Source organism: Novosphingobium sp. (assembly GCF_030696665.1).
Lineage (GTDB): Bacteria > Pseudomonadota > Alphaproteobacteria > Sphingomonadales > Sphingomonadaceae > Novosphingobium.
In genome coordinates this window covers 32,736-45,521 of the sequence record NZ_JAUYRV010000028.1, presented here as the reverse complement: position 1 = coordinate 45,521, position 12,786 = coordinate 32,736, and the positions used below count along the sequence as shown (strand labels likewise).

Below are 12,786 nucleotides of genomic sequence, written 5' to 3'. Positions count from 1 at the left end.
TATCAACGAGGGTGCAAATGGCGGCGATCAATCTTCCCCGGATTATCCGGGTGGGCGGCGGGGCGCTGGCAGAATTGCCTGCCGCGATGGCGCAATGCGGCCTGACGCGGCCGTTCGTCGTCACCGATGGCTTTCTGGTGAGCAGCGGCATGGTGGCGCGGTTGCTGGAAGTGCTGGAAGGCGCTGGCATCACTGCAACGGTCTTTGCCGATACCGTGCCCGATCCGACCGTGGCAGTGGTGGAGCAGGCGCTGGATGCTTTGCGGTGGAGCGGGGCGGATTGCGTGATCGGCTTTGGCGGGGGAAGCCCCATCGATACCGCCAAGGTGATCGCCGCGCTGGCGCTCGATCCCCGGCCTATCCCCTCGCTCAAGGCTCCGGTCCAGACCGACGATGGTGGCTTGCCGATCATTGCGGTGCCGACGACGGCAGGGACAGGATCGGAAGCGACCAAGTTCACCATCGTGACGGACGAGGCGACGAGCGAGAAGATGCTCTGTGCGGGGCTGGCGTTTTTGCCGACGGTGGCCATCGTCGATTTCGAACTGACGATGGGCAAGCCTGCGCGGCTGACGGCGGATACGGGGATCGATTCGCTGACCCATGCGATTGAGGCCTATGTTTCGCGCAAAGCCAATCCGTTCAGCGATGCGATGGCGATTTCTGCGATGAAGCTGATTGCGCCCAATATCCGCACTGCTTGTGCCGAGCCGGGAAACCGTGCCGCGCGTGAGGCGATGATGGTGGGAGCGCATCATGCGGGGATTGCGTTTTCCAACGCCAGCGTGGCGCTGGTGCATGGGATGAGCCGCCCGGTGGGGGCGTTTTTCCATGTGCCGCACGGGCTTTCCAACGCGATGCTGCTGCCTGCGGTGACCGCGTTTTCGGCTGCATCGGCGCTGGGGCGTTATGCCGAATGTGCGCGGGCGATGGGCGTGGCCGGTGAGGCTGAGGGCGATCAGGCGGCGGTGGCGCGGTTGCTGGAGGAGCTGGCGGCACTAAACCGTGATCTTGCCGTGCCGACGCCGCGTTCGCATGGGATTTCAGAAGAGCAGTGGTTTGCGGTGGTGCCGGAAATGGCGCGGCAGGCGATTGCTTCGGGATCGCCGGGGAACAATCCGCGCGTGGCCGATGCGGCGGAGATTGAGCGGCTTTATGCTGAGGTGTTTGGGTGAAGCGGTACGCGGATTGCCCACCCCGCTGCGACTAACTTCGCCCTTGGCTCAGTAAGTCTCGCGGCCCTCCCGCCTGCGGGAGGGCACAGGCTGGCGCTTCCCGGCTCCCCTCCCCCCTTCGACAGGCTCAGGATGGGCGGGAGGGGTTGGGGGTGGGCTTTCCCCCGGCTCAGTCCGCCAGCGCCGCAATCAACGCCTTGGAAAAGGCAGGAATGTCATCCGGGTTGCGGCTGGTGATGAGGTTGCCGTCGACGACCACTTCCTCGTCCACCACATCGGCACCGGCATTGGCAAGATCGACGCGGATCGAGGGCCAGCTGGTGACGGTGCGGCCATCGACGATGTCGGCTTCGATCAGCAACCACGGGGCGTGGCAGATGGCGGCGATGGGTTTGTCCAGATCGTCGAAGTCGTTGATCAGATCGATCACCGCGTCTTCCATGCGCAGGATATCGGGGTTCATCTGGCCGCCGGGCAGCAGCAGCGCGTCGTAATCGGCCGCTTCCACTTCATCGATGGTGAAGTTTACCGCCACGGCATCGCCCCAGTTCTTGTCCTTCCAGCCGGTGATTGATCCGGGTTTCAGGCTGGCGACGGCGGTTTCGATGCCGGCGTCTTCCAGCGCTTTCTTCGGCCCTTCGAGTTCGGACTGCTCGAAGCCGTCGGTCGCGACGATAAGGACGCGCTTGGTCATGAAGATTTCCTTTGTTCAGAATGTCCCTACAATTGCCGGGGAGTGCTGCGGTTCCATGACTTTCGCTCTGGCTATCGTGTTGTCAGGGTCCAAACTCGCTCAAGTCACGTTCGAGGTTCGAGGCAGAATGGCTCAGCGCAAGGAGGCAGGGCGCAGGAATATGTCGATATTTCAAGTCCTGCCGACGCAGCGATGGGCCATTCTGGTCGAACCCCTTCGGGGCGTTCAAATGGCTTCCATCTAGGACGAACCGACCCTTGCAAAGGCAACCAGCCTTCGCGGCGGGCCGCTCCGCCCGATATGTTCGCCATTTGCACGCCTCGAACGTGACTTGAGCGAGTTTGGACCCTAGGACGTTCCAGCCATGCCGACTGAAACCACAGAACCCGATCCTTTCGACGCCATCGTCGATGCCCCGTTCGATTCCGCGCTGTCGGAACGCTATCTGGTCTATGCCCTAAGCACGATCACGGCGCGGTCGCTGCCAGACCTGCGCGATGGGCTGAAGCCGGTGCATCGTCGGCTGTTGTGGGCAATGCGGCAGCTGAAGCTGAACCCCACCGATGCCTTCAAGAAATCGGCGCGCGTGGTGGGCGACGTTATCGGCAAGTATCACCCGCATGGCGATGCTTCGGTCTATGACGCGATGGTGCGATTGGCGCAGGATTGGGCGCTGCGCTATCCGCTGGTCGAGGGGCAGGGCAACTTCGGCAATATCGATGGCGATAATGCGGCGGCCTATCGCTATACCGAAGCGCGGCTGACCAAGACCGCGATGCAATTGATGGCCGGGCTGGACGAAGGCACGGTCACTTATCACCCGACATACAATGGTGAGGACGAGGAGCCGGAGATCTTTCCGGGCATCTTCCCCAACCTGCTGGCCAATGGTTCCAGCGGGATCGCGGTGGGCATGGCGACCAACATCCCGAGCCACAATGTGGCCGAGATCATCGATGCCACGCTGCTGCTGATCGACAATCCGGGCGTTGAACACAGCGCGCTGATGGAAGTGTTCCACGGCCCTGATCTGCCAACCGGCGGCATTGTGGTGGAAAGCCCGGCGGCGATTTCCAACGCCTATGAAACCGGGCGCGGGGCGATCCGGGTGCGGGGGCGGTTCTCCACGGGCCGGGACGAGGCTGGCAACTGGGAGGAAAGCGGCGTTGAAAAGCTGGGTGCCGGGCAGTGGCAGCTGGTCGTGTCCGAAATCCCCTACATGGTGCAGAAGGGCAAGCTGATCGAGCAGATCGCCCAGCTGATCGCTGACAAGAAGCTGCCGATCCTTGAAGACATTCGCGACGAGAGCGACGAGCAGATCCGGCTGGTGCTGGTGCCCAAAAGCCGCAATGTTGACCCGGAACTGCTGAAGGAATCGCTCTACCGGCTGACCGATCTGGAAACGCGGTTCGGCCTGAACCTCAACGTGCTGGATTCGCGGCGGACGCCCGGCGTGCTGGGGCTGAAGCTGGTGTTGCAGGAATGGGTGATCAGCCAGATCGACATTCTGCTGCGCCGTTCGCAGCACCGGCTGGACAAGATTCTGAACCGGCTGGAACTGCTGGGCGGCTATATCATCGCCTACCTCAACCTTGACCGGATCATCGAGATCATCCGCACCGAGGATGAGCCCAAGCCGGTGATGATGGCCGAGTTCGAGCTGACCGACCGGCAGGCCGAAGCGATCCTCAACATGCGGCTGCGGTCCTTGCGCAAGCTGGAGGAAATGGAGCTGCGCAAGGAGCGCGATGCGCTGCTGGCCGAGCAGGAGGAGCTGCAGAAGCTGCTCGACAGTCCGGCGAAGCAGCGCACGCGGCTGAAGCGCGATCTGAACGCGCTGCGCAAGGACTATGCCGAGACGACTGTGCTGGGGCGGCGGCGCACGACGATTGCCGAGGCTGCGCCGACGCGTGAATTCAACATGGACGCGATGATCGAGAAGGAGCCGGTGACGGTGATCCTTTCGGCCAAGGGGTGGATCAGGGCGGCCAAGGGGCATCTGGCGCTGGATGGCGATTTCAAGTTCAAGGAAGGCGATGGCGCCGCCTTTGCGTTCCATTGCCAGACTACCGACAAGGTGCTGGTGGCGGTGGACAACGGGCGGTTCTACACGCTGGGGGCCGACAAACTGCCCGGCGCGCGCGGCTTTGGCGAACCGATCAGGACGATGGTGGACATCGATTCCGATGCACAGATCGTCAGCGTCGTAGTCTACAAGCCCAAGGGCCAACTGCTGCTGGCGGCCAACACCGGACGCGGCTTTGCCGCCGAGATGGACGAACTGCTGGCCGAAACGCGCAAAGGACGCGGCGTGGTTTCGACCAAACCCGGCGTGAAGCTGGCCGCCGTGCGCGAGATTGCGGCTGAGCACGATCACGTGGCCGTGATCGGCGAGAACCGCAAGCTGGTGATCTTTGCCCTGTCCGAAGTGCCGATCCTCGCCAAGGGGCAGGGCGTGACGCTGCAACGCTACAAGGACGGCGACATGGCCGACGTCATCACGCTGCGGCTGGAAGACGGGCTGACGTGGGCGATGGGCGGTGATTCAGGGCGCACGCGGGTGGAGAAGGACCTGCTGCCGTGGAAGGTTGCGCGCGGCGCTGCGGGCAGGCTGCCGCCGAACGGGTTTCCGAGGGATAACAAGTTCTGAGGGGTGGGGGGATTGTCCCCTGCAGTGAAGAGCCAGACCTCGTCACCCCGGGCTTGACCCGGGGTCCCGCTCCTTCCGCGCAAGTTTGACGATCCCGCTGATAGCCAAGACAAAAAGCGGGACCCCGGGTCAAGCCCGGGGTGACGGCGGGTTTTGGGGATATGAATTCGCGGTTGAGGGGCTGATTGTGGGTGGATTGCTGTCGCAAGTTACTGAAACATCTTCGCCAGAAAGACTAATACCGCCAACCCGTGCACCGGCACGCTCCAAATCGAGAAGCCGCGCTGAAAGGTTTCTTTTTCTGAGCGTCGCAGGACCACTATCGCAGTAACGGTTAGCAAAGAAGCTGTCGCAAGAAGCGCACCGGTGGCGTTCTGAAGCAGGGTCTGCATCAGAGCGTAAGGAACCGGGAACAGCGCCATCGCTGCCCAGCCGCCATAGTTCCATGCCCGTTCTTCTGAAATGCGGCGACGCTTGGCTTGAAGCCATTGGGGTTCGTCAGGTCGTATCGGTGGCAGTTCCATCGCGCTAGTTTGATGGGTTCGCATGATGTCCGCAATGCCGGCGTCACCAGAACGGCAACATTTCGTCCCACCCGCACGAAATCCACCCCTCACAAAAAGTTGTTCGGCCAGATCATCGTGCGCCACATGTGGGCTGTGGGTGAACCGTCGAAGCCCAGTCCTTCTTCCGGTTCGCGGAAGGTGCGGGTGATGACGTCTTGCAGGGCTTCGGGTTCGACAGCCGGGAAATCATCGAAGAAATAGGTGTCGTAGAGCGTGACCTGGCGGGCGGTCATGTACCATTCGTGGCCGCGCGCATATTCGGCATCGCGCAGCAGGTATTCGGGCACTTCGTAATCGGGGCCGAAGAACTTGTGGTAGCTGTCCGGGTAGGCATAGCCGACGCTTTCATCGGGTATATAGCGCAGCGCCTGATGGTACTTCACCGCGAAGGCGACTTCGGGATCGACATAGGGTGCGATCAGTTGGGCGCTCCAGTATCCGTGGTCGCTGCGGATCAGGCAGCCGTTGGAAATGTCGTGGAGCAGGCAGGCGATCACCACCTTGTCTGGCAGGCCATCGTCCAGTGCGCGCTTGGCGCTGACCAGCAGGTGCCGCACGGTGATATCGCCAAAGCGGCAGCGGAAGAAATCGAGCAGGCGCGGGCGTTCGGGCATGCGCGGCAGGGCGGGATTGTCGCCCATCATGAACACCGTTTTGGGGTTCAGCCGCCGCAGCAGTTCTTCTTCGTTATCAACGTAATCGGTGCCCTTCCAGCCCACGGGCGAAGGGTAGATCATACGCTCGCGCCCGGATTGGGGATGGGGGCGAGTATCGTTTTCGGCGTTCATCTGGCGAGCCTATGTCAAAGAACGTCGTTCAGGCAAGGTCGCTCATTTTTGCAGATATGGAATAAAAATAATCATAAGCAATCATTATTAGTCTTTCGCAATCGTTCAATTTTGACTACCGACAGCGGTGAAGACTCAAACAAGAGTCTCGATTCCACGAGGGGTGTCCTGATGAACCGAGCAAACTCCATCCGATTTTCCGCGTCCGTGGCGGCCATTGCGCTTTGCGCACTGACCAGCCCGATTTTTGCGCAGGATATGTCCGCGCAGGCCGAAGGCTCATCAGATGCCGCAAAGCAGATCGTCGTCACCGGGGTGTTCAGCGCCAAGTCGATTGAGAACGCGCCGATCTCGATTTCCGCCATTACGGCAGAGGAACTGTCGCAGCAGGTGGCCAACAGTGCTGCCGATCTTATCAAGAACGTGCCGGGTGTGTTCGTGAACTCGTCGCTTGGCGAAATCCGCAACGTGGTGTTTTCACGCGGGGTTTCGGCCAACTCGCTTGATGGTGATGGCGGCTATTACTACGTTTCGATGCAGGAAGACGGGCTGCCGGTGGAGCCGGTGACGGTGGGCAACTTCGGCCCCGATTACTTCTCGCGCCCCGACATCATGCTCGACCGGCTGGAAGGTCTGCGCGGCGGCACGGCCACGGTTACCGGCAACAACGCGCCGGGCGGCATTTTCAACTACATCTCGCGAACCGGCAAATCCCACCCCGGGTTTGAAGTGCAGGGCAAGGTCGGCCTCGAAGGCGATGGCAAGAACCCCTACTATCGCATGGATGCCTATGCTGGCGGCGATCTGGGCAATGGCCTGTATTACGCAATCGGCGGCTTTTACCGGAAGAGCGACGGTTCGCGCGATCCGGGCTATGCCCTGAACAAGGGCGGCCAGATCCGCGCCAACCTGCTGTGGGACTACGGCAACGGCTCGGTGCGTTTCGATACGAAATATCTTGATGATCACAACGGCTGGTTCGAATTTACCCCGGCCTTCGATTTCAGGGATCCCAAGATTGCCGGGGGCTTTACCAACACGTCGTCGGTGTTGCCGCCAGCCAATCCGCACAGCTTCACCAACCCCGATGGCTCGACCGGTTCGTGGGATGGTTCGGACCTTGTCCATGCGCGCACGTTATCGTTCGGCATGACGTGGGATCACGAACTGGCCGATGGCATCAGTCTGCAGAATCGTGCCCGGTACAGCGAGAACAAGACCGACTGGAGCACCGGCGGCCTGATCTTCCCGCTATCGCTGGATGACTTCTTCCTGTCGATCCTGACTGGCACGCTGGGTCTGCCCGGCACCACCACCTACAAGCAGCGCGGGACCAACACGGTTGCAGCAGAGGTGCTGTCATTCTCTGGCTTTGATCACACCGTGGTCACCAATAACCTGCCGAACCAGAACATCCTGCAGAACGGCGTATTCTCGCAGGCTGCGCTTTCCACGAAGTACCGGTCGCGCACGTTCCAGGACCAGTTCACCGTTTCGGCGAGCCTTGGCAATCATGCGCTGGCGGTGGGCGCTTCATTTGCCCATTCGCGCTATTCGCAGATGGGCGGCGCAGCGGGCATCGGCATTTCGGGCCTGACGCCGACGCCGCAGGTCTATGACATCACCCACACGCTGCCCAATGGCACGGTGCTGCAGGTGACTGACCCGGCAGGCTTTGCCGCGCAGGGCGGCGGTATCCTTGATGGCGATGGAACCAGCGGCACACAGCGCCAGATCTCGTTCTTCGCAGGCGACGAATGGCAGGTGACCGACCGCCTGTCGATCGACGGTGGCATCCGCTACGAAGACATTCGCTATGACGTGACCAACCTGACGCTGGGTGCCGCGGCCCCGGTCAACGGCGGCGCGGGCGCAGACGGCAATCCGCTGACGCTGTGGGACAACACGCGCAACACCTATCTTGCGCCGACGAACACCAAGCGCAACTTCCACTATCTGAACTATACCGGCGCGGTGAATTACGAAGTCAGTGACACCTTCCAGGCCTATCTGCGGTACACGCGCGGCAAGAAGGCACCGGATTTCCGTGGCATTGCCGACATTGATTCACCCAGCGAGATCGCCACGCAGTTCCCCGAACCGCAAGTCATCACGCAGATCGAACTGGGCCTGAAGTATCGTTCTGCCGGTGTGCGCGTGGGCGTGTTTCCGTTCTATTCGAAGCTTTCGAACGTCGGGTCGACCCAGACCTTTACCGACCAGAATGGCCAGTTCTACACGCCGCCGACCATCTATGGGCAGATCGAGACGTATGGTGTCGAAGTTGATGCCGATGCCGATTTCGGGGACATGCTGAACCTGCGCACCGCGATCACGCTGCAGAATCCCAAGGCTTCGAAGTTCGGTCTGTGGCTGGCCAATGCGCCCGGCATGGCTGACGATACCCTGGAATCGACGCCCAAGGGCGATGCAGACAACAACCCGAAGATCCTGACGCGCACCACGGCAACGCTGACGCCGATGGACAGCCTCGCGCTGTTCCTGACGCACAGCTATACCGGCAAGCGCGCCGCCAACCGGGCGAATGCGTGGTACATGCCGGGCTTCCACACGTTTGATTTTGGCGCATCGTACGAATTCGGCACGGACAAGCGCTTCAAGCTGCAGGCTAACGTCAACAATGTGTTCAACCAGTTCGGCATCATGTCGTGGGCGCGGGCTGGCGGGTTCCTGAACTCGCTTGACCGTCAGGGGCTGACCAAGGCCGCAGTTGATGCCAACCCGAACCAGTTGCTGAGCATCGTGGCCATTCAGCCGCGCTCGTTCTGGCTGACCGGCACGGTCAAGTTCTGACCTGACATTTGGAGGCATGAAAAAGCCCCGGACGTTGCGACGTCCGGGGCTTTTTGCGTTATCAGAGGACTTCGAATAGCCCGGCAGCGCCCATACCGCCGCCGACACACATCGTCACGACCACGTGCTTGGCACCCCGGCGCTTGCCTTCGATCAGGGCGTGCATCGTGGCGCGGGCGCCGGTCATGCCATAGGGGTGGCCAATGGAAATGGCGCCGCCGTTGACGTTGAGCAGGTCGTTCGGAATGCCCAGCTTGTCGCGGCAATAGAGCACCTGCACGGCGAAGGCCTCGTTCAGTTCCCACAGCCCGATGTCGTCCATCTTCAGGCCGAAGCGCTGCAGCAGCTTGGGGATCGCGAAGACCGGGCCGATGCCCATTTCGTCAGGTTCTGTGCCCGCAACCGCCATGCCGACATAGCGGCCCAGCGGGGTGAGGCCCTTTTGCGCGGCGAGGGCGGCTTCCATCACGATCACGGCGGCTGAACCATCGGAAAGCTGGCTGGCGTTGCCTGCGGTCACGATGCCGCCTTCGATCACCGGCTTGAGCGCCTGAAGGTTCTCGATGGTGGTCGAGGGGCGGTTGCCTTCGTCCTTGGTCAGGTGGACATCCTGGAACGTGATCTCGCCGGTTTCCTTGTTCTGCACGCCCATCGAACTGTCGGTGGCGACGATTTCGTCATCGAACTTGCCTGCGGCCTGTGCGGCGGCGGTGCGCTGCTGCGATTGCAGCGCGTATTCGTCGCAAGCCTCGCGGCTGATGCCATAGCGCTGGCCGACGATCTCGGCGGTCTGCAGCATCGGCATGTAGACGGCCTTATGCATCGCCATCAGGCTCTTGTCCGGGGCCATGCGCATGTCCTTGGTCTGGACAAGGCTGATCGATTCCTGACCGCCTGCGGCCACCACGTCCATCCGGTCGATGATCACCTGCTTGGCGGCAGTGGCAATGGTCATCAGGCCGGATGAGCACTGGCGGTCCATGCTCATGCCCGAAGTGGTGATCGGCAGCCCTGCGCGCAGGGCAACCTGCCGCGCGATGTTGCCGCCCTGTGCGCCCTGCTGCAGCGCCGCGCCCCACAGCACGTCGTCCACTTCGGCGGGATCAATCCCGGCGCGGGCGACGGCAGCTTCAAGTGAAAGCGCGCCGAGCGTAGCCCCCGGCGTGGCGTTGAAGGCACCCTTATAGGCGCGCCCGATGGGCGTGCGGGCGGCGGATACGATTACGGCGTCACGCATGGTCATGCTCCTGCTGGATTTGTGGTTTTTTCAAGGGATGTGGCGGCAAGAATGGGGTTGCCGCCGAATTTGTCACGAAGCTCGCGCTTCAGAACCTTGCCGATGGGGCTGCGCGGCAGTTCATCCACGACCTCGATTGCGGAGATGCGCTGCGTTTTGCCGAGGCGGCTGTTGGCTTCGGCTAGGATCGCCTTTGGGTCAGCCGAGGGATCGGCCAGCACTACCACGGCAAGTGGGGTTTCCCCCCACGCGTCGGAAGGCACGCCGACGACCGCCGCGTCCTTCACCGCGCTCTGCCGGGTCAGTTCGGCTTCAAGGTCGCTGGGGTAGATGTTGAACCCGCCCGAGATGATCATGTCCTTTGCGCGGTCCATCAGGATCAGGAAGCCGTCCTCGTCAAACTTGCCCACGTCGCCGTGCCGGATGTAGCGGCGGCCTTGCGCGTCGTGCCACTCGACCTCGCGGGTCTGGGCAGGCTTGCCGTGATAGCCGTTCATCATGATCGGCGAATGGCCGACGATTTCACCCACTTCGCCTTGCGGCAGTTCGTTGCCGTCTTCATCGATGATCTTGATGATATGGCCGGGCGAGGGCTGGCCGACGGTGTGCAGCTTCTCAGGATAGAGGTGCGCCAGCAGGATCGCGGTCGCCCCGCCCTCGGTCATGCCATAACCATCGGTCAGGCCGCCCGGCCACCGCTTCAGCACATCGGCCTTTAGCCATGCCGGGAAGGGGGCGGAGGTGCAGGACTTGAGCTTGTAGGACGACAGGTCGAAGCTGTCGAAATCGGGCAGTTCCATGATCCGGCGGTATTGCACCGGCACCAGCATGGCGTGCGTCACCCGCTCGCGCTCGGACAGTTCAAGGAACGTGCGGGCATCGAACTTGCGCATCAGCACCACTTTGCCGCCAGCGGTGAGCGCGGGGAGGAAGCTAACGAGTGTGGTGTTGGAATAGAGCGGGGTCGAACAGATCACCGCCGTATCATCGCCATAGCCAGCGGGGATCGTGCGGCGGGCATATTCGTGGCGCATCTTGTGGCTTTGCACGATGCCCTTGGGCGCGCCGGTGGTGCCCGAGGAATAGATGATGTTGAAAGGGTCGGCGGGGGCTGCGATGCGGTCTTCGGGCTTTGCGCCTGCGGGGGCCATCCATGTGCTGAACGCCTCGCCCGCATCGCTATCGTCCAGCGCGATGCGTTTGACGTGCGAGGGTAGATCCAGCCCGGCCAACCGCTCGGCGATGTCCTTGTCCAGCAGCAGCACCCGGCTGCCGCTATCCTTGAGCATGGCGACGATGGTTTCGGGCGTGGCGGTGGAGGTGAGGGGGGCGGCCACCGCGCCCGCCCGGATCGCACCGAGGAAAGCGAGGCCCGTTGCCACCGAATTCATCGCTGCGATGGCGACAGGCTCGGCTTTCGCAACGCCCTCGCGCTGGAGGGCCGTGGCGATGCGGTCGAGCAGGGCGTCCATTTCCGCCCAGCCGATTGAGCGGTTCTCGTCCGCCAGCGCCACCGCATCGCCCCGCCTTGCGGCATGGGCGCGGATTATGGCGCTGAGCGGGGTGAACTCGCTTTCGACGATTTCCTCAATCCGCATCGCCGCGCTCCGGATCAGTTGAACGTTTCGCCCGCAGCGGCCTTGCGTTCGAGCAGCGGGGCGACGGGGAGGCCGTGCTTCTTCAGGCCCGCGACGACGGTGGCGAGGCCGATATGATCCGCCCAGAACATCGGCCCGCCGGTCCATGCAGGCCAGCCATAGCCGTTAAGCCACACGGTATCGATGTCGCTCGCCCGCTGCGAAATGCCTTCATCAAGGATCAGCGCGCCTTCGCTGATCATGGGATAGAGCAGGCGTTCGCGGATTTCGTCCTTGTCGATGGCGCGCTGCGGTTTGCCTTCCTTGGCGGCGAACTCGGCGATGACTGCCTTCACTTCGTCCGATGGAGTGCGCTGGCGGTTCTCATCATAATCGTAGAAGCCCTTCTTGGTCTTCTGGCCCCAGCGACCCTTGGCGCAGAGCGCATCGCGCACGGACTCGATCCGGGCAGCATCGCGGTGCCAGCCGATGTCGAGGCCCGCGAGGTCGGCCATCTGCCACGGACCCATCGGGAAGCCGAATTCGAGCAGGGCTTCGTCCACGTCCCAGTAGTTTGCGCCTTCCATGATGAGCGCGTGCGCCTGTGCCTGACGCGGGGAAAGCATGCGGTTGCCGATGAAGCCGTGGCATACGCCCGAGACGACCGGGACTTTGCCGATCTTCACCGATAGCGCCATGACAGTGGCGAGTTGCGCGTTGCCAGTGGCCTTCCCGCGCACGACTTCGAGCAGCTTCATTACGTTGGCGGGGGAGAAGAAGTGCATTCCCAGCACAGATTCCGGGCGGCTGGTGGCGGCGGCGATTTCGTCGACGTCCAGATAGCTGGTGTTGCTGGCAAGGATCGCGCCCGGTTTGGCCACCTTGTCGAGCCTGCCGAAGACGTCCTTCTTCACGTCCATGCTTTCATAAACGGCTTCGATCACCAGATCAGCTTCGGCCAGCGCGTTGAAATCGAGCGTGGGTGTGAGGCGCGCCATCGCGGCCTGCGCATCGGCCGCGTCCATCTTGCCGCGCTTGACGGTGTTCTCGTAGTTCTTGCCCATCGTGGCGACGCCGCGATCCAGCGCTTCCTGCGTCATCTCCACGATGGTCACCGGGATGCCTGCCGTCAGGAAGTTCATGGTGATTCCGCCGCCCATCGTGCCTGCACCGATCACGCCGACGCGCGCGATGGGCAGAAGCTGGGTGTCGGCGGGAATGTCATCGATGGTCGCGGCCAGCTTGCGGGCAGCGTCGATGTGGTCCTTGGCGCCGGAAATAGGGT

8 protein-coding genes and 1 pseudogene are annotated in these 12,786 nt (G+C 62.4%); 3 read left to right on the top strand and 6 right to left on the bottom strand.

Annotated elements, in window-relative coordinates; genetic code table 11:
- Positions 1-17 precede the first annotated feature (17 nt).
- Positions 18-1,175 carry an iron-containing alcohol dehydrogenase gene (locus Q8R81_RS06875; protein WP_305616684.1) on the top strand — a complete coding sequence of 386 codons (1,158 nt, stop codon included), beginning with the start codon at positions 18-20 and terminating at the stop codon, positions 1,173-1,175.
- Positions 1,176-1,344: 169 nt separating this feature from the next.
- Here the strand turns inward: Q8R81_RS06875 and Q8R81_RS06870 are convergent, their stop codons facing one another.
- A complete protein-coding gene (locus Q8R81_RS06870) occupies positions 1,345-1,869 on the bottom strand; it encodes a type 1 glutamine amidotransferase domain-containing protein (RefSeq protein WP_305616683.1) in 525 nt (174 codons plus the stop codon).
- Between the two features lie 364 nt (positions 1,870-2,233).
- Between Q8R81_RS06870 and parC the strand changes: the two genes are divergently transcribed.
- Positions 2,234-4,519, top strand: coding sequence for a DNA topoisomerase IV subunit A (gene parC / locus Q8R81_RS06865; protein ID WP_305616682.1), 2,286 nt, complete (start codon positions 2,234-2,236; stop codon positions 4,517-4,519).
- A 209-nt stretch (positions 4,520-4,728) separates the two neighbouring features.
- On the opposite strand, the gene Q8R81_RS06860 is transcribed toward parC, so the two are convergent.
- Together Q8R81_RS06860 and Q8R81_RS06855 are read right to left on the bottom strand one after the other, a co-directional pair.
- A complete protein-coding gene (locus Q8R81_RS06860) occupies positions 4,729-5,043 on the bottom strand; it encodes a hypothetical protein (RefSeq protein ID WP_305616681.1) in 315 nt (104 codons plus the stop codon).
- 89 nt (positions 5,044-5,132) lie between these two features.
- The gene (locus Q8R81_RS06855; protein WP_305616680.1) at positions 5,133-5,873 is read right to left on the bottom strand and encodes a hypothetical protein; all 741 of its coding nucleotides are present in this window, start codon (positions 5,871-5,873) and stop codon (positions 5,133-5,135) included.
- 171 nt (positions 5,874-6,044) lie between these two features.
- Between Q8R81_RS06855 and Q8R81_RS06850 the strand changes: the two genes are divergently transcribed.
- On the top strand, positions 6,045-8,687 hold the full coding sequence (locus Q8R81_RS06850) for a TonB-dependent siderophore receptor (RefSeq protein WP_305616679.1): 2,643 nt from the start codon (positions 6,045-6,047) through the stop codon (positions 8,685-8,687).
- Positions 8,688-8,748: 61 nt separating this feature from the next.
- On the opposite strand, the gene Q8R81_RS06845 is transcribed toward Q8R81_RS06850, so the two are convergent.
- From Q8R81_RS06845 to Q8R81_RS06835, 3 genes and pseudogenes are all read right to left on the bottom strand, one after another.
- Positions 8,749-9,924: an acetyl-CoA C-acyltransferase gene (locus Q8R81_RS06845; RefSeq protein ID WP_305616678.1), complete on the bottom strand. Its 1,176-nt coding sequence runs from the start codon at positions 9,922-9,924 to the stop codon at positions 8,749-8,751.
- 2 nt (positions 9,925-9,926) lie between these two features.
- On the bottom strand, positions 9,927-11,522 hold the full coding sequence (locus Q8R81_RS06840) for a class I adenylate-forming enzyme family protein (protein WP_305616677.1): 1,596 nt from the start codon (positions 11,520-11,522) through the stop codon (positions 9,927-9,929).
- Positions 11,523-11,536: 14 nt separating this feature from the next.
- Positions 11,537-12,778, bottom strand: a pseudogene (locus Q8R81_RS06835) (3-hydroxyacyl-CoA dehydrogenase NAD-binding domain-containing protein); the annotation flags it as partial.
- Positions 12,779-12,786: the final 8 nt, after the last annotated feature.